The organism is Terriglobus albidus, from assembly GCF_025685425.1.
In the GTDB taxonomy this organism is placed as follows: Bacteria; Acidobacteriota; Terriglobia; order Terriglobales; family Acidobacteriaceae; genus Terriglobus; species Terriglobus albidus.
In genome coordinates this window covers 400813-419053 of record NZ_JAGTAS010000057.1, presented here as the reverse complement: position 1 = coordinate 419053, position 18241 = coordinate 400813, and the positions used below count along the sequence as shown (strand labels likewise).

Here is an 18241-nt window from a genome sequence, read left to right as displayed (position 1 = left end):
CGAGGGAGAGCCGCGGAAGCGGATGCGCCAGATCCTTGAGGGTGAGATCGACAAGGCGCTCACGGACATAGCCGATGGAATCCCAGCTTCAATCCGAGACCGAGCAAACGATAGCGACGCTCGAAGAAAACCTCGCAGCCGTTGATGCCGAGATCGGCGCACTCTTCCGGCCAGCGAAGAAGATGCTCGTGTCGCAATGGGCCGAAGCTAACCGCATCCTGCCGAAGGGCACGACGGCGAGGCCTGGACCTTATGAGGCTCATTCCTTCCAGCGAGGGATCATGGATGCCATCTGTGATGACGACGTGGAGAAGGTTAGCTGCCTGAAGAGCACGCAGGTCGGTTGGACCGAGATCATGCTCAACATCATCGGCTGGAAGATCGACACCAAGCCTGGTCCGATGATGTACGTCCTCCCTCGCGATAGTGACGCAAAGGACAAGTCTAAGAAGACGATTCAGCCGATGATCGACGCCTGCAAGTCCCTGGCTTCGAAGGTCTTCAAGAATCTATCCCGGAAGGGAGGAAACACCCAACTCCTGAAGCAGTTCTTCGGCGGCTTCCTGAAGATCGCCGGCGCGAATGCCGGCAACATGCGTTCTGACCCGGTCGAGTTGCAGCTGTTTGACGAGGTGGACGGATACGACCAGGTCAACAAGGAAGGTAGTTTCTTCGATATTGCCGAACGGCGCCTCGATACCTTCGAACGCTGCCAGGTGGTTATTGGGTCCACCCCTGCGCTGCCGGCTAAGCTTTCCCCAGCTGCGAAGTCATATGAGGCGTCAGATCAGTCGATGTTTTATGTCCCCTGCCCGTATTGCGGGGAAGAGCAGCCTCTGCTCTGGTTGGATCCGGACACGAAGCAGTCAAACTTCTCATGGGAACTCGATAAGAATGGGAAGCCTATCAAAGAATCCGTACAGTTCCACTGCCGTAACTGCAAGGTGGGTATCAAAGAGCACCAGAAGCAGGCCATTCTCCGGGGTGGTCGATGGATTCCAAAGTACCCCGAGAGAACTACCCACCGCGGCTTTTACATCAACGCAATCTACAGCCCCTGGAAGGACCTCTGGCACAATCTTGTCGCTGAGTGGATCGATGCCCAAGGTGTGCCGGATAAGCTTCGGGCATTCTGGAACCTACGTTTGGGGCTTCCTTTCGAGGAAGCCATCGACACCATTGAGCCGGACGGGCTATTAGCCAGGCGTGAACAGTACGATCCGGACGGCAAGGGCATACAGGTTCCGATGGGCGTGGCCTTTATTGTCTGCACAGTCGACGTGCAGAAGAATCGCATCGAGGCCAAGGTCACCGGCTTCGGCCCGGCGACGTCAACAGGTAACGCCGGTATGACCGGCAATGACGTAGAAGAGTGGCACATTGCACACGAGATCTTCTGGGGTGCCCCGGGCCTGAAACCGGAGGATGCCGAGAATGAGGATGTGGTGAACGTATGGGAGGATCTCGATGCCTTTCGACTTCGTTCCTGGAAGCACGCATCGGGCGCTGAGCTCCGGCCGGTAGTTACGTTTGTCGATAGCGGCGCCTATTCGGATGCTGTCGCTGCCTACGTCATGCCGCGGCAAGACAACCGCAATCGCGTCTATGCCTGTAAAGGTGTGGACTTCCTGAGCCGTCCAGGACTGGTTGATGAGAGCATAGGAAAGAAGCACAAGATGCGGTTGTTCCGGGTAGGCACTCACGCCGCGAAGGAGCGCATCATGTCCCGCCTGCAGGTGAATCGGCCGGGCGCCAACTACATGCACTTTCCGATGGATTGCACGGAGGAGTTCTTCAAGCAACTGACTTCCGAGTGCAAGGTGCGCATTTATGACAAGAGGACACGGAAGTCACGTTTTGTCTGGGCCCTCAACTATGAACGGAACGAAGTACTTGATATGGAGGTATATGCCCACGCCGCCCGCGTTGCCTTGCAGACGATCATCGACCCCACCACTTATGGTGACCTCCTAGCACTTCATGCCAAAGTTTGTGAGGGTGGAGCGGTACCGGCCAGCATCGTCCCCGTCGCATCGCGCCGCGTTGTTCGTTCGTCTGCAGTACAGGTCTAGACCCCTGTCTTTTCACAAAAGACAATTGTTTGGATTTCGACGCGGCCATAACTTCGCGTCATGGCCGGAATCACTCTCGAACAGGCTCAGGCTCAGCTCGATGCTGCTTTGGCAGGGCGGGCAGAGCTCACCGGCGTGCAGGAAACCCAAGTTTCCAGTACTACGGGAGGTCGGAAGACTATCTACCGTACATTGGCGGATGCCAACGCTGATGTTTTGTTCTGGGATCGCAAAGTAAAAGAGCTCAGCAGGGTGGGCATCCAGACCTTCCGGGCGGTGCCGTGTGGCTAAGAACATCGCCAGGGTCGAGCCGAATCTGCTCGACAAGTTCATTACCATCTTGAATCCTGCAGCTGGTCTAAAGCGATGGCAGTATCGCCGGCATCTTGCTCTATCGGGCGCCTATACCGGAGCCCGCTATGATCGTCGCGCCATTCGTGACTGGTATGTGGCGAACGGATCAGCCGACGCCGATACATTGCACGACCTTCACATTCTGCGTGTCCGTTGCCGGGATCTTCGTCGCAATAACGCGATCGCCGGCGGTGCAATCGACAATCTCGTTCGTGACGTAGTCGGTACCGGACTATCGGTCCACCCGAAGCCTGATTTCAAAGCTCTGGGCATGAACGAGGATGAGGCCTCTACCTGGGCAGAGAAGACCAGCCGCGAATTTGAGCTCTGGGCGGGTTCGAAGGATTGCGATATTACGCGAACCGAGAACTTCTACCAGCAACAGAAGTTGGCAATGCGGTCAACGCTTGAAAGCGGTGACACCTTCATTCTTTTACCCTCCGTCGCGGTCCCCGGCGGCCTCTATAAGACTCGTATCCAGATTATTGAGGCTGACCGCGTCGACTCGCCCAACGGTGAAGGCGTTCCTGTCAGCTATCAAGCATCGGCGGATTCCACTGCCACCGAGAGCAGCCCCATCTTCGGCGGAGTCGAGTGTGATGCCAATGGCGCTCCGGTGGCGTACATCATTTACGACGAGCACCCCGGCGCCCTTGGCTATACAGGAAATCGGAACAAATGGAAGCGATATGCGGCATTCGGAACCCGTACCGGCCGTCGTACCGTTCTCCATCTTTTCAACCGCGAGAGGCCGGATCAGAAGCGGGGGGTTCCATATCTGGCGACGATCGTTGAGTTGCTGAAGCAGCTGGGTCGCTATACCGATGCCGAAATTATGGCCGCGGTTGTGACCTCGATGTATACGGTCTTCATTGAGAGTGAGGCCCCGCAGCACCAGGTAAGTGAGCCCTCGAAGCCGGGCAAAGCCAACGACATCGAGCTTGGTGCCGGCCTGATCAATGTCCTCGCTCCTGGAGAGAAGGTGTCGTTCCCGAATGCGATGCGGCCGAACGCTGCATTCGATCCCTTCGTTCTGGCCATCCTTCGGCAGATCGGAATGCGTCTCGGCATCCCCTATGAAGTGCTCATCAAGCACTTTACAGCTTCATATTCCGCGGCTCGCGCCGCACTGCTGGAGTTCTGGAAGCTCGTAAAGGACTTCCGCAACTTTCTCGCCACCAATTTCTGCGAGCCAGTCTATGAGACGTGGCTTGATGAAGCGGTCGCTCTGGGCGTGATTTCGGCACCCGGCTATTTCACCGATGCGCGTATCCGCAAGGCCTATCAGCGTTGCGAGTGCGTCGGTGATGCTCCTGGTCAGATTGATCCGGTCAAGGAAACTGAGGCTTCGAAGCTAAAGGTTAGCGAGGGATTCTCGACGATCGAACGCGAAGCAATGAAGCTGGAAGGTGTTTCTTGGCTTGAGCTTCACAATCAGCGGCGTCGGGAGCATGCAATGCGGGTGGAGGCTGGTCTCGAGCCTGCTATCGCGAACGCGACAGCTACCGAAGCCGTAAATCCGCCGACAACGAAGCCGGAGCCCAATCCTGACGCTCCTGATAACGAAGCTCCGGAGGCCGCGTAATGGGTAAAGTCCGCATTTTCAGCCCGTATGAGAAGCCGCTGGCGCTGACGCCATGGAAGCTTACGCAGATCTGCGATGTCTGGGACCGTCATCAGGCTGGCGTCAAGATCGATGCCTCGTCTCTCAAAGCGGAGTTCGGGTCAGAAGCGGAGGACCTACCGACACGTTTCTTTGCGGCTGGCGCGAACATCACACGCCGTACTGCAGATGAGACCGGCGGAGCGGGTTATGTGATTCGCGATGGCGTGGCGCTTATCGCTATCGAAGGCGTCCTCGGTAAGCGGATGGACATCTTTATGTGGTTCTCGGGCGGTACAAGCACCGAGGATCTTCAGAAAGATGTCATTGCCGCGGTGAATGACTCAGCTGTGACTGCGATCTGCTACGTCGTCGACTCGCCCGGAGGCGATGTTGATGGAACGCAGTTGGCCGCGAATGTGATTCAGGCGGCGGCGGAAAAAAAGCCGTCCGCCGCCTGGGTTACAGGCCTCGGCGCATCCGCAGCCTACTGGCTTGCCTCGCAAACGAGCGTCATCTATCTAGCCGACGACACGACGACCGTGGGATCGATCGGTGTGGTCTACCAACATGTGGACCGCAGCGGTGCTGACCAGCAGCGGGGCGTAAAGCGGACCGAGATCACCGCTGGCAAGTACAAACGCATTGCCTCTGATACTGGGCCACTCACCCAGGAAGGCACGGATTACATCAAGGAAGGCGTTGACCACGTCTACAGCGTGTTCGTGGACAACGTTGCCGATGGCCGCGGCGTTAGCTCGGATCAGGTACTGACCGATATGGCTGATGGCCGGGTGTTCATGGGCCAGAAAGCCATTGACGCTGGTCTCGCCGATGGCATCGCCACGCTCGATCAGGTGATCACCATGCTGAACGACGGCAAGGTGCAGAAGGTAAGCAATACGGCGGCTTCGGCCTCCGAAACTCTCAACACAGGAGAAGCTGCAATGCAATACACGCAGGAGCAGTATGACGCGGCCGTAAAGACGGCACGCGAGGAAGGTCATGCCGCTGGCGTGGCTGAAGGAACAAAGAATGGCGCGGCAGCCGAACTTGCTCGTATCAAGGGTGTCTCTGAGCAGGCTCTTCCTGGCCACCAGACATTGATTCAGACCCTTATGTTCGACGGCCAGACATCCGCCGGCGAGGCCGCCATCAAGGTCAATGCCGCGGAGCGTGAAGCCCGTAAGAAGGCTGGTGAGGACATGCATAACGACGCTCCCACGCCTGCACCTGGCGCCGTCGTTCCCACGGTCACCGCTCCGGCTCCGGAACAGCCCAGTACTCCCGAGAATGCCGACGCAAAGGATCCGCAGGTTCTGGCGGACAAAGCCTCTGCCTACCAGGCCGAGCAGGCCAAGGCAGGTAACAAGATCAGCCTTTCTGAGGCTGTCGAGCATGTCTCGAAGCAGAAGTAACCCGGCAGTACAGCAGTAAAAATCACGATTTGGAGAAGCAGAAATGAACCAAAACACGATGATTCCCAAGACGGCAACAGCGTCGGTCGGAAAGTACAGGATCGTGAAGCCGGGTACCAATAACGGTGAAGCCGTCCTTGCTTCCGCAGCCACAGACAAGATCGTTGGCGTCAGTGACAACCTCGATGTTGTCAGTGGCGACCGTTACGACGTTGTTGTCGCTGGCTATGCTCCCGTCACCTATGGCGGGACGATTGCCGCCGGAGATCCACTCACAAGCGATGCCAACGGGGCAGCTGTCACCGCGGCTCCGGCGGTAGGCAGCAATGTTCGCCTTATCGGCTTTGCCCATTTTGCCGGTGTAGCCGGCGACGTGTGGCCCATTCAGGTTGCTCCCAGCGTAATGCAGGGATAAACAACGGCGCGGCCCCGAAAGGGGCCAAGCACTTCAACAAGAGAGGTCTCGACAAAGTATGTCGGTTACGTATCCCACACTTCCGGCGCCGTTTATTACCGATGTTCAACACACGGCGATCGCCATCGCTTACAAGAATCCGGCTTTTATCGCAGAGTCGGTTGTGCCAACCGTTACGGTGGATGCTCCAACGTTCACCTGGAATCAGTTCAACCAGAAGGATCGCTTCACTCTGCCTGCCGAGGGTATCGAAGTAAGCCGTCGCGGTCTGGTCCCCGAGGTTGATTTTTCGGCAGTCGAGCAATCCGCGGTTACGAAGGATTATGCCCTTGACGGTGCCGTTCCTCGCCGTGACCAGATGGCCAAGCCCAGCATGAATGCTCTCAACCGCACCACGGAGCAGACGGCTGAGCTTCGCGATCTGGCCCGCGAGAAGCGCACCTCTGACATGGTCTTCAATACCGCCAGCTATGCCAGTGGCAACTCCACCACCCTGAGCGGTACTTCGCAGTGGTCGGATAAGACCAATTCCGATCCCATCCTGGCGATGCTGACTGTGATGGACAGCATGCTTGTTCGTCCCAATCAGTTGGTCCTCGGCCATCTGGTTGCGACCCAGCTTCGCACGCACCCGAAGATCGTTCAGGCCTTCAACGGTACCACCGGGCAGTACGGCCAAGTGCCCCTCGCGTTCATCCAGGAGCTTTTGGAGATCGACGAGATCGTTGTCGGACGGAGCGTCTATAACGCCGCCAACAAGGGCCAGAGCACAAACCTGACTCGCCTGTGGGGCAAGCATGCCGCTCTGCTCTATAAAAACCCCATCACGGCCTCCACCGAGGATTTCACCTTTGCCGTTTCCGCACAGTGGGGCCGCGGTCTTGCCGGTCGCTACTTCGACGAGAAGAAGGGTGCATACGGTAGCGATATCGTGCGCGTCGTCGAGTCCCGCAAGGAACTCGTTCTGGCCAATGACTGCGGCTACTTCTTCCAGAACGCTATCGCCTAACCCCAACCCGGTGGTGGAGTTCCACCACCACCGGGAACACCATTCCCGCTTACGGCGGTGAGAAACGAGACCAAAGGTCATGGAAGAACAGATCAAAGAATACCGGGTGCTCTCCCGAATCGATGGCGATCGGCGTTACGAAGCGGGCGACACAATCAAGCTGAGCGACAAGGATGCCGCTCCATTACTTGCCACTCAGGGGCCGTGCATCGAGCCTCTCGATGGTGCCGTAGCTGGCGATACCACCGGCGGTACGGATCAGGGTGCACCTGTGGACCTCCAGAGCCTGAAAATGCCGGAGCTGAAAGCAATGGCGACAGGCTACGGTCTGACGTTCGCTGGCAACATCTCCAAGGTTGACCTGATTGCCCTCATTGAAGCTTACGAGGAAAAGCAGGCCGCCAATGAAGAGGCTGGCGATACCACCGGCGGTACGGATCAGGGTGCACCTGTGGACCTCCAGAGCCTGAAAATGCCGGAGCTGAAAGCAATGGCGACAGGCTACGGTCTGACGTTCGCTGGCAACATCTCCAAGGTTGACCTGATTGCCCTCATTGAAGCTTACGAGGAAAAGCAGGCCGCCAATGAAGAGGCTGGCGATGCCACCGGCGGTAACGATCAGGGTGCACAGCAGTAATGACTCTCGACCAGGAGATCGATATCGGGCTCGCCGTCACCGGGGACTTCATCCTCGTTGACGGTGACCCGGATCCTGCACCCTGCCAGGTGCAGGAGTTCGACGAGGTGCAGACCGCCGAGTCTCCATCTCCTGGTCTGATCATCTCTGCAAAGTCCGCGCTTGTAAGGCGGTCGCGGTTTCCGGCGATCGCTGAAGGCACAAACGTAACGGTTACACCCAACGGCATGGCACCAGCGCAACACGGGATTCTCGAAGTACGGAAGATTCAGGACGGCAGAGTGTTGGAGCTCTGGTTAGGCAAAGCAAATGGCTGATTCGATCAAGAAACAAATCCGCCAAGCACTGATGGCCCGTTTGTATGCCGCTGGTGCGCCGGCGGGCATTACGTCTGACACGGTTCTCGCGCAGCGTACACGGCCAAAGGCGATTACATCATTGCCTTCCTACTCCATCTTCTTTGCTCATGAAGCAGACCCTAAGCCCGTTGGCCATCCCCGTCAGCCAGTGCGTCTCGATCGCGTAATGACCATCGTGGTGCGTATCGCTGTCGTTGGTGAAGACGATGCGATCGATGTGCACGAGCAGTGGGTGGTGAAGCAGTTAGCCAGCGCCTGGCGCCTGGTTTCCGCTCAGTATCAGCACGGTCTGATTATGAGCATTACCGAGGGCGCTTCGAAGTGGAACGCCGTCGAGGATGCTTCAGCCACCATAACCGAGTTGGACAAACAGTGGCACGTCGAGTACTCCACGTTGCCTGACGACATTACGAAAACGGGGAGGGACTGATGGCAAAGGCAAGTCGTGCACAAGGTGACATCATCCTGTTTCATTGCCCCGGCTGTAAGTGTGGCCACGGAATACCTGTGGATCCGCACCCGAAGGCTTGGGCATGGAATGGAAGCCTGGAATCTCCAACCTTCTCCCCTTCCATACACGTTATTCCCTGCGAAGGCGTGATCGGATGCCATTCGTTCGTCACCGATGGCAACATCCAATTTCTCCCAGACTGTCAGCATGAACTCGCGGGACAGACGATTCCGCTTCCGGAGTTTGACTAGCCATGACCATTGAACGCAAAGCCCTGATCGTTCTCAGCATCGTTCTCGCGGTACTCGCGGTGATAGCCGGCCGCAGCATCTGGGTACAGCATGACGAGCTCATGAAGGCAGACCAGACCGTTGCCCTGCGGGATCAGCAAATTGAGGTACTGAAAGGGGCAATTGCCAGCCGTGATGCGGCTGATGAGGACCAACAAGCCGCTGCGCATAAGGCTCAGGCGGCAGTCCAGACTTCCACCGATGCGGTGAAAGTCATCACGAAGCTGGTGACAGTGCCTGGTGCCCCAGTGGATGTGCCGCAATCAGTCGTTGCCCAAAAAGAAGAGATCGCCGATGTGGTCCGCGAAAGGCTTCCTGAGTCGCCTGACTATGTCGTGCAAACCGCGGCTGTTGCGGAGGAGACGGCGAAGAGGCTAATTCAGTGCGAGGCAGACCGGAAGAGCCTACAGGCCTGTAAGGCGGACAAAGCTGACCTTCTGGATATGTTCGGGCTGGAGAAGCAGAACGCCAACATGTATCAGAAGGTGGCAAAGGGCGGCAGTGTGGCCAAACACACTTGGGACATCGCGAAGTGCGCATTGGTATCGGGCGGCGGTGCATGGGCGGCCTACAGCCTAGGCAAAGATTCACGCTCTGCGGCGATCGGCGGCGCAGCGGGCGCAGTAGCTTGCAAGTTTATTTTTTGACACACCACAGCGAGGGAGAGACGCATGACCACAGCAGCAGATTCAACAAAAACTTTCATCGGATCCGGGAAGCTATATTTTGACCGGTTCGACGCCGCCGGCAATCCGACCGGCCTGCGCTTCCTCGGCAATGCGAGGAAGCTAACCATCACCCCCAGCGTTGACTCCGTCGATGTTGTCGACTACACCAAGAACTCCCGTGGTGTGCTTGCCAGCATCACAAAGTCTCAAACACATGCGATCGAGTTCGAGCTCATGGAAGTTACGGGCAAAAACCTTGCACTTGGTATGAACGGCTCATCGACAGCCTTCACCCAGACCGGCGGTACCGTCACGGACGAAGTGTTGGCCTCTACGACCCTAGCAGGCAAGCCACAGCCTGTGGTAGATATCATCCTGCAGACGGCCCAACGCAACATCTCTGTTGTGACCGTAAAGGCGACAACCAGCACGACACCGACGACGCTTGTACTCGGTACGGACTATGAAATCGAGGATGCAAGCACCGGCCTCATCCGTATCCTTCCCGGCGCCACGCTGCCCGGTGGCGTCACAGGAATCACGGCAAGCTACACCGCCGCCGCTGTGCTCTCGTCTGCCGGTAAGAACCGCGTAGCGGGATCGACGGTACCGCAAAGCACGGGCCGCATTGTCTTCCTCGGAGATCCTGTCTCCGGTGTTGCGCAGGATCTGGAAGCATGGCGCGTCCGCATCGCCCCTTCAGCGGCGATCGACATGATCTCCGACGACCCCACAAACCTTACACTCAGCGGCACCATTCAGAACGATGCGGTGAACCACGCAAGTGAACCTTACTACCGTCTGACCGACCGCTAAACCAAGTTTCGTGCGTTGCCTCCACGTACCGCCCGGGCCGGGAGACCCGGGCGTCTTTTTTGAGAAAGGAACCACATGCAGACCATTGTTGTTCGTGGCCGCAAGTACAAACACATTGGCGAGAGCACGCTCCGCCACGACATCTTCACCGAAGCCCAGATGCTGAAAGCCGGCGTAAGCCGTATGGAGTTGATGCCAGGCGAGTCGGCCGACGAGTTCGCACAGCGGCTGTTGCGAACCGCCTACGCCAATACAGATATCTTCCTGCTGTTGGGCTGCCTACTCATCCCGGAAGAAATGAAGTCCCTGGACTGGACAGAGGAGACGGCGAAGGAAACAGCATTATTTCTCGGTGCTGTGGTCGACAAGGAAGACAAGCTGACGGTGCGGGCCCAGGTGGTGTCCGCCTTCCAGGGTTTTATCGAAGCCGGGCTCGTGTCTTTGACGCTTTCCGCGAGTGCTTCATTGGCGGAGACGGCGGCGCCCGGCGTACAGACAGAGGCCTGAAGGATGTCTATGGCGACTGGTGGGAGGTGGTCTTTGCTCTCGCCGGTGCCGACGCGGAGAAAGCCCGCCGGATTCTGGATTGGCCACTGCGGGAAGTGTTGATGAGCTTCCTTTGCCTATTGAAGCAGAAGGCTGAGGAGGCGCATGCTCTGAACCTACAGGTATGGGCGGCGAAGACAGCGTTCGCTGGCAAAGTGAAGGCTCCGGAAATCCCTAGCATATTGGGGAAATAGTCTGCGATCATTGGTGATGTGAGCAATCCCTGGAAACCGGCACTGATTCTGACAGGAATCTATTCTGGGTCTTTCATCATGATGATGGTGGCCGGCTTTGGTGGTGGCCATGGAGCCTTGGACTTGCCGATAGGCATATTGGCAATGCCGTGGATCTTCTTGCTGTCTTTGCTCCCTGAATCGTTTTTGACCAACGACCTCGTGCACCTAATCATTTTCCCGTACGTGATGAACATGATCGTGGTCTACAGTATCCGGGCGATCATTATCTTGTGGAGTGATCCAGAAGAATCCTACTAGCCTGGATTGCGATATCCCTGTCTTTTCACAAAAGACAATTTCCCTGAGAAATCACAACGTTTAGCTTCGGGCCATGGCCACTGGTCCCGATATTTCCGTACGTCTGTCCGCCCAGGGCGTCTCTGATGTCATCAACGCTTTCAAGCGTGTGCGGCAGGAAGGTAAGGATATGGGCTCGGCGCTATCTGGGATAGGGTCGAGCCTAAAAGAACTTATCCCGGCCGTTTCGGTAGGTGCTGCGGTCGGCGCGTTTACGCAGCTCGTCCTGAAGGTACGCGAGAACGAGGAGAATATTGGGAAGATGGCGGAAAAAACAGGTGCTTCTGTAGAGAAGCTATCTGTTTTGGCCATGGTCGCGCATGACAGTGAAGTTGGAATAGATGAACTGAGTGCAGGTATGGTGAAGCTAGCCAAAGCTCAGGTGGCGGCGGCTGATGGTTCTGCCAAAGAAAAGAAAGTCTTCAGCGACCTCGGGATTTCCCTCAAGGACTTGAGAACGTTGGATCCAGCAGGCCTATTCGTAAAGGTTTCGGCCTCCCTCGACAAGCTTCCCGCTGGAGCTCAAAAGACGGCGGACACGCTTGTGTTGTTTGGTAAGGCAGGTGCTGGCCTTATTCCAATGCTAGACAGTCTTGGCGATAAATTTGGCGAGGCTGACGACAAGGCGAAGCGTCTCGGTATCAGACTTTCGCAGGACATGGTCGATTCTGCGCGTGCGGCGCAGGACTCGATTCATGAATTAGAGGACATCGCAGCCGGCGCTGCTACCCAGTTCAACAAGGGTTTCATGCCGGAGTTTACTCATGCCGTGGAACAGTTTGCGGAGTCAGTCTCCGCCGCTGGTACGAATGGCTTTGAGGCGATGGGTCAGATCCTCGGTCGTACAGTCACAGGCATTGTCGATCTATTCCGTGCTGCAGCCGCTATCATCGCCGGCATCTTGCAGACCGATCTCCAGATCATTCTGGGTACGGTTGACGTGGTCAACAGTGCGATCGATGGATTCAAGCGGAAGGGATTCACTGGCGCCGTCGAAGGTGTAAAGACCGCCGGCTCAAACAATCTTGGCATCATCGGGTCTATCTGGAAGGAGACCGGATCCGACCTCAATAAATATTGGAATGACACAGTAAATCCTAAGTTCTCCGCGCCCATAGCACGACCAAAGTCTGGTGGCGGCGGTGCCACCGGTACTGGAACTTCGACAGAGGAAGCAGCTAAGGCGGCAAAGGCATATTCCGACCTGTTGCAGGCGCGTGCGGATAATGAGCTCGCCATTTTGAAGGCGCAGAGTGCTGCGGAAGAGGCTTCAGACAAGCGTAAGTACGACCTGGGGATCATGACCCTGGATCAGTACTATGACGCCCGCGAAAAGCGCATCAATCAGGCTGCCGAGGCCGAGACCTCCATCATTGATGACAAAATCCTGGCGGCGGCCAAGCTTCCCGAACAGACCGAAGAGCAGCGCCTCAAAAAGCAGCAGGAGTTCGAGAAGATCAATGCGCAGTATGCTCAGATCTCTATCAAGCGTGAATCGGACATTGCCGCGGCAGAAGATGAGCGCGCAAAGGCCCGTCACGATGCCAATCTGAGGGAGTTGCAGGAGCAGCAGCAGCTAGCGCAGATGGCTGGCGATAAGAGCACAGCTCAACAGAAAGCTCTCGAGATCGAAATTCAGCAGTACACGGAGCTCCTGCAGAAGCAGGGTAAGAGTGCCGACGAGATCGCCCGCGCAACCGAGGAATACCAGAAACGTGCATCCGCAAAGATTTCATTCGGAAATGCCTCTGAGGCTGGTTCGATTGGACTTTCGAGCCTCGGTTCTGATGTGCAGACTATCGAGGCACAAGCGGGCTCTGGCGTCATCTCCCAAGCTCAGGCCACCGCTCAGATTGTCGCGCTGGAGAGGCAGCGGTTGGAGGGTCTGAAGCAGATCGGTGCCGAGATGGCGCATGAAGCGGAACTCTCTGGGGATCCGCAGTTGATCGAACAGGCCCGGCAATACAACGCTCAGCTCACGCAAATGGAGTTGAGCCTGAAGAATGTCACCACCGCCGCAACCTACTTCTCCAATGCCATGCTTCAGAGCATCGGAAGCTTCGCCGACAGCTTCGGCGATGCGATTGCCAGTGCAGAGTCTTTCGGTGAAGCGTTTGGCTCGATCGCGCAGGACTTCGAAAAGCTAATCTCGCGCATGATTACCCGATTGTTCCTCTTCTACACCTTGGAATCCATCCTTGGATGGGTGGCGCCTGGCTCTTCCTGGCTGTCTGCCCTGGATAAGGCTGGACCGTTCGGATTCGATGAGGGTGGCTGGACGGGCGGCAAGCGTGGACAGGTCGCCGGTATCGTCCATGGTGAAGAGTTCGTCGTGAAGGCTGGCCCCGCGGCGGCAAACCGCGCTCTCCTCGAGGCGATGAACGCCGGTAGAACTGTGCCAGCCTTTGCCACGCCGCAGAGCTACGCAAGCACGAGCGACAACACGGCAGCAGGAGATGGCTCTGGAGTCTCGGTCGGCAGCAATGTTGTCGTGCAGGTGATCGACGGCAGTGGCCAGAAGGTGACCACCAGCAAGTCTACTCAGTCCGATGGCTCCCAACTTATCAAGGTAGTCCTGGGAGAAGTCGCTAAGGACATCGCCAACAATGGTGTCATCGGCAAGACTGCCCAAACTACATTCGGCCTCACGCGGCAGGGGAGGTAAGCAATGCCTGACTATCCACGCTGGCCGGAGGAACTCCCACAGGTACCTTTCGGTGACACGCCGCCAGAGTATAAGCCTCAGAGCAACGTCATTAGCACGGCCCAGGAAGCAGGTCCCGCGAAGCGGCGTCGGCGCTTCACTGGCCGTATCTATGACGTGACGGTCGGACCTATCGACATCACCAGCGCACAGCGCGATCGCCTGGACCAGTTCGTCTCTGACGAGATCTGCGATGTGAAGCCGTTCCTCTGGACAGACTTCCGGAGGCCAGCCACTGACACACAGGATGCAATCTACCGGCTCCCTGAAGGTATGGCCTCGATTACGCAGAAGTGGAAGGGAACGGACCAGTCTGGCGTGGAGTGGTGGACGGTAACCATCCAGATGGAGATGAAGACCGTATGAGCCGTAACCTAAGCCCGCGTGCGCTTCAGTCGATGCTTGCGGAGGAGACTGAAGAGGTCTACCTGATGTGCGAGACGTTGAGTCATTCCTCGTTTGAGGATGACTACCGCCTGGTGATGAACAACGAATGCATCCAGCGGGCTGCCGGCGAGTTCCAGCCTTTCGCATTTCAACTGAATCTGCCCGCAGAGCAAGACGACTCTGCCCCGCAAGTACAGCAGACAATCGACGCCGTCGACACTGAGATCCTGAATGCCATCCGCACGCTTCCGGCTGGCGAGCGCGTCAATGCCAAGGTTGAGATCGTCCTCGCATCGCAGCCGGACACGGTAGAGGTCGGCCCTATTGACTTCAAGATCTTGCAGGCAGACGCGGATGCTTCGCAGGTCACCGCCACGCTGGGGTTCGATGATGACTTCCTCAATGCATCTTTCCCCGCAGTGCAGTACACGCCCAGCAATTCCCCAGGGATCTTCGCATGATCCAGATTCCAGCATGGGTGGATGAGTACGTCGGCAAGCCATTCCAGGAGAAGGGCCGCGGCCCTGGCTATGACTGCTGGGGTCTGGTGCGCGAAGTGTTGGCGCTGGAGTTCTCCGTCCTCGGACTTCCCGACTACGTCGGCGCCTACTCTTCCGCCTTCGACAAAGAGTCCGTTGCCGCCGCGATCGAGAAGGGCTTGTTGGACGGCTGGAACCAAGTTGAGAAGCCGCAGGCTGGGGACCTCGTGATTCTGCGCTTGGCAGGAAAGCCATGGCACTGCGGAGTCATGGTCTCAGAGATCGACATGCTGCACATTGTCGCCGGAACGAATGCCTGCCGTGAGCGGTTGGACAGCCTGACATGGCGAAACCGGATAGAGGGGTACTACCGCTATGCCCGCTGAACTGATTGAGATGCCGAAGTCGCAGGTCCTGGTGAAAGCGCGACCGCACGTCATGAAGATGGACACCTATGAATGCTATTTCCCTCAGGGATCCACGATCAGGGAGATGGTCGGTCCAAATGCCCGGGCGTGCCGGGTGGAGATCGGCGGCATTGTGATTCCTGAGGAGATGTGGGCAAACGTGCGACCCACGCCAAAGGTTGCTGTGGTCATCACGCGTTTCCCGGAAGGCGGATCCGCGAAGACGATCTTTCGATTGGTCGCGTTTGCGGCGCTTGCCATAGCGGTTCCGGTGTTGGCGAGTGCTTTGTCGGGTGTGACGCTGCCAGCACTGTTGGGCGGGATAACACTCTCACCGACAGCAGCATTCGCAGTAGCTGGAGGCATTGGTGTCCTCGGCATGCTGACCTTCAACGCCCTGATACCGCCCCAGAATCCCGGCGCCGGGACATCTGGTGAGTCTACAGACCTGCTGAAGTCCATCACCGGCACTCAGAACCAGTTGAACCCTTTCGGCTCCATCCCTGTGGTTTTGGGGACCGTGAAGATGTTCCCGCCATACGCTTCAAAGCCTTTCACGGAGCTCAGCGGCGATGATCAGTATCTCCGGGTGTTATTCGACCTCGGCCAGGGAGACCCGATCCCTTCGGATATGAAGATCGGCAATACCGATCTTGCCGATTACACCGACGTTGAGACAGAGATTGGCGAGAACCCGTCATTGTTTCCGGCTGACGTAGAAGAGACATCCCTCGGAGTTACTCTCAATACGGACGGCAACACTGCAACCCGTGGCGGGCCGACCGGAGCCGTTGAGAGCTCTCTCGACCTTGCCTTCGCTAGCGGCCTGTTTGGCCTGGATAGCACCGGCAACGTGTTGAGCACCACATGCCGCGTGAAGATTGAGTACACCCTGCATGGCGGTAGCTCGTGGAACACCGTAGGCCCGTCGACAACCGGACTCACACTCAGTAGCTCTGCGGCAGTGGCGAATGTCGACGGTACGATCCATGTCACCAATGCCGCACGCAAGGCGGTGCGCATCGGTGTGCGCTGGAAACATCCGATTGGGCAGTATGACTTCCGTGTGACCCGCGTGGATACCAATTGGGGCGGTGCTGATGCAGATGCGCGTGTCGGTGACCTTACTTGGACAGTAGTGCGGGCCATCCGCTCTGGCAGGGTATCCACGACTGGTACGAAGAAGCTGGCACTCCGGATCAAGGCGAACGATCAGCTCAACGGCACGATCAACCAGTTTTCCTGCATCGTTTCGCAGCCCATACCGGTATGGAACCCTGAGGCCAGCGCATGGGATACACAGGTATCCAGCAACCCCGCATGGCTCTATCGGTGGATTATGCGCGATTGCCCGGCGACAAAGAAGAAGGTGCCCGACTCCAGAATCGATGACGAGTTCATCAAGGCCTTTGGCGCGGAATGCGATGCCGCTGGCTTCGGCTTCAATAGTGTTATCGACCAGCCGACGACGATGTTGGCACTGGCGAAAGACATCCTTGCCGCCGGCCGCGGCGCCTTCAATACCCGCGACGGGAAATACTCCGTTGTGCGAGACATCGACCAGTCGACCCGTGGCCAGGTGTTTACGCCTCGGAACTCGTGGGGCTTCAAGTTCTCGCGTACCTTTACCGATGCCGTCCATGCACTACGGGTGCAATTCATCAATCCAGAGGCGGACTGGGCACAGGATGAGCGAATCGTTTACGACGACGGCTATGGAGATGCCCTGATGGTCGCCGCCGATCCTACGCTCATTCTTGCCACCAACTTCGAGACGTTGCAGATCCGGGGATGCACCGATGCTGACCAGGCGTGGCGGCTCGGGCGGTACCATCTCGCGGATGCCCGTCTGAGGCCAACCACATATACGCTCAATGTGGATCCGGAGTACCTGGTCTGCAATCGTGGAGACCGCGTCGGTTATGCCAGCGACGTTATCAAGGTGGGAAAGGCCTATGGCCGAGTTCTGGACGCCGACTATGTCGACCCGGCCGTCGAGAATCCCATAGCTGCGGGTTTCAGCGTGGATGTGCAGGTGACGCCGGAGGACGGAAACGACTACGGCGTCACCATCCGTCACAGTGATGGCTCGCAGGTCACAAAGCGGGTCACGTTTACCAACTTTGGAGAGAGGACGAACTACTTCCAGTTGACCGATGGGCCTATCGCTGGAATCGCAACCGGGGACCTGGTGATCTTCGGTGTCATGGGTAGCATGGTGCTCGATCTGCAGGTGGTGAAGATTGAGCCGGGACAGGAGCTTACGGCCGTGCTGACGCTTCGGGACGATGCGCCGGCGGTACGCACAGCTGCCGCTGGAGTGGTACCGTCGTGGACTTCACAGATCAATGGACAGCCGTGGGACGAACCGCCGGCGGCTCCCAGCGATGTAACGGCCACATCCTCGCAGGCATTGTCGCCTTATGACGATGGCGGCATCACGAAACCAGTAATGATGATTGCTGTCTACGGTCCATGGTCTGGAACCCGATCGACAGGACATACAACCGTTGACCATATCGAGATTCGTTACCGTCAAGCGGACCCGGTAGGGCCATGGACGCTGATCACTTTGCCGTACGGAGAGCGGAGCACGACGATCCCTGATGTAGCGCGCGCAAAGGACTATCAGATTGAGGCTCGAGCCGTTGCAGCATCAGGGGCTGCTAGCCCCTGGACGAGCGCTGACCATACGACGGCTCTGGCAACGCTGGCACCTGATACGCCCACCGGAGTCTCCATAGTCACTGGATATCAATCTGCCGGTATCCAGTGGTCTCCTGTGCCTCAGGCCGATGTCACATACGAGGTCGGAATTTACACCACGACAACCGGCGATCCCGCGCCGACTGACGAAGACTATAGCTATTTTGGCGTGGGCGGAGCACTGCAATGGATGACGAATGTTCAGCCTGGTACCACCACATACTTCCGGGTCCGAGCCCGCACCTATTCGGGAGCCGTATCTGATCCGACTGTCCCAGTCTCATGGGATGAGCCGCCGGTAGGTCCATAAAGCCTGTCTTTTCACAAAAGACAATTGTTTGAGCCAGCCATGAGCCCTAACTTCGGCTCATGGCTGACACGCCTCTC

General features: G+C 57.5%; 18 protein-coding genes. All 18 read left to right on the top strand.

What is annotated here, in order from left to right:
• The first annotated feature begins 74 nt into the window (after positions 1-74).
• The 18 genes from OHL21_RS18030 (at position 75) to OHL21_RS17945 (ending at position 18164) form a co-directional block, all read left to right on the top strand.
• Positions 75-2072, top strand: a complete 1998-nt coding sequence (locus OHL21_RS18030; protein ID WP_263418681.1) for a phage terminase large subunit family protein — start codon at positions 75-77, stop codon at positions 2070-2072.
• Between the two features lie 283 nt (positions 2073-2355).
• The gene (locus OHL21_RS18025) at positions 2356-4011 is read left to right on the top strand and encodes a phage portal protein (RefSeq protein WP_263418680.1); all 1656 of its coding nucleotides are present in this window, start codon (positions 2356-2358) and stop codon (positions 4009-4011) included.
• Positions 4011-5447 carry a S49 family peptidase gene (locus OHL21_RS18020; protein ID WP_263418679.1) on the top strand — a complete coding sequence of 479 codons (1437 nt, stop codon included), beginning with the start codon at positions 4011-4013 and terminating at the stop codon, positions 5445-5447. The genes OHL21_RS18025 and OHL21_RS18020 overlap by 1 nt, the downstream gene beginning before the upstream one ends.
• Positions 5448-5490: 43 nt before the next feature.
• The gene (locus OHL21_RS18015; RefSeq protein ID WP_263418678.1) at positions 5491-5862 is read left to right on the top strand and encodes a capsid cement protein; all 372 of its coding nucleotides are present in this window, start codon (positions 5491-5493) and stop codon (positions 5860-5862) included.
• 58 nt (positions 5863-5920) lie between these two features.
• Entirely contained in the window at positions 5921-6871 is a 951-nt protein-coding gene (locus OHL21_RS18010; protein ID WP_263418677.1) for a hypothetical protein, read from the top strand.
• Positions 6872-6950: 79 nt separating this feature from the next.
• Positions 6951-7508, top strand: coding sequence for a hypothetical protein (locus OHL21_RS18005; RefSeq protein WP_263418676.1), 558 nt, complete (start codon positions 6951-6953; stop codon positions 7506-7508).
• Complete coding sequence (locus tag OHL21_RS18000) at positions 7508-7825, top strand: hypothetical protein (protein WP_263418675.1); 318 nt, start codon at positions 7508-7510, stop codon at positions 7823-7825. Before OHL21_RS18005 ends, OHL21_RS18000 begins: the two co-directional genes overlap by 1 nt.
• Positions 7818-8297 carry a hypothetical protein gene (locus OHL21_RS17995; RefSeq protein ID WP_263418674.1) on the top strand — a complete coding sequence of 160 codons (480 nt, stop codon included), beginning with the start codon at positions 7818-7820 and terminating at the stop codon, positions 8295-8297. Before OHL21_RS18000 ends, OHL21_RS17995 begins: the two co-directional genes overlap by 8 nt.
• Positions 8297-8569 (top strand): DUF6527 family protein, encoded by a 273-nt coding sequence (locus OHL21_RS17990; RefSeq protein WP_263418673.1) that lies wholly within the window; start codon positions 8297-8299, stop codon positions 8567-8569. The genes OHL21_RS17995 and OHL21_RS17990 overlap by 1 nt, the downstream gene beginning before the upstream one ends.
• Positions 8570-8571: 2 nt before the next feature.
• The gene (locus tag OHL21_RS17985) at positions 8572-9255 is read left to right on the top strand and encodes a hypothetical protein (protein ID WP_263418672.1); all 684 of its coding nucleotides are present in this window, start codon (positions 8572-8574) and stop codon (positions 9253-9255) included.
• Positions 9256-9279: 24 nt separating this feature from the next.
• The gene (locus OHL21_RS17980; RefSeq protein ID WP_263418671.1) at positions 9280-10092 is read left to right on the top strand and encodes a phage tail tube protein; all 813 of its coding nucleotides are present in this window, start codon (positions 9280-9282) and stop codon (positions 10090-10092) included.
• A 75-nt stretch (positions 10093-10167) separates the two neighbouring features.
• Positions 10168-10599: a hypothetical protein gene (locus tag OHL21_RS17975; RefSeq protein WP_263418670.1), complete on the top strand. Its 432-nt coding sequence runs from the start codon at positions 10168-10170 to the stop codon at positions 10597-10599.
• A gap of 251 nt (positions 10600-10850) precedes the next feature.
• Positions 10851-11132: a hypothetical protein gene (locus OHL21_RS17970; RefSeq protein WP_263418669.1), complete on the top strand. Its 282-nt coding sequence runs from the start codon at positions 10851-10853 to the stop codon at positions 11130-11132.
• Between the two features lie 73 nt (positions 11133-11205).
• Positions 11206-13836 carry a P1/P2 acidic ribosomal protein gene (locus OHL21_RS17965; RefSeq protein WP_263418668.1) on the top strand — a complete coding sequence of 877 codons (2631 nt, stop codon included), beginning with the start codon at positions 11206-11208 and terminating at the stop codon, positions 13834-13836.
• 3 nt (positions 13837-13839) lie between these two features.
• A complete protein-coding gene (locus OHL21_RS17960) occupies positions 13840-14241 on the top strand; it encodes a hypothetical protein (RefSeq protein WP_263418667.1) in 402 nt (133 codons plus the stop codon).
• Entirely contained in the window at positions 14238-14723 is a 486-nt protein-coding gene (locus tag OHL21_RS17955) for a DUF1833 domain-containing protein (protein WP_263418666.1), read from the top strand. The genes OHL21_RS17960 and OHL21_RS17955 overlap by 4 nt, the downstream gene beginning before the upstream one ends.
• Positions 14720-15127 (top strand): C40 family peptidase, encoded by a 408-nt coding sequence (locus OHL21_RS17950; RefSeq protein WP_263418665.1) that lies wholly within the window; start codon positions 14720-14722, stop codon positions 15125-15127. The genes OHL21_RS17955 and OHL21_RS17950 overlap by 4 nt, the downstream gene beginning before the upstream one ends.
• Positions 15117-18164, top strand: a complete 3048-nt coding sequence (locus tag OHL21_RS17945) for a host specificity factor TipJ family phage tail protein (protein WP_263418664.1) — start codon at positions 15117-15119, stop codon at positions 18162-18164. Before OHL21_RS17950 ends, OHL21_RS17945 begins: the two co-directional genes overlap by 11 nt.
• Positions 18165-18241 lie beyond the last annotated feature (77 nt).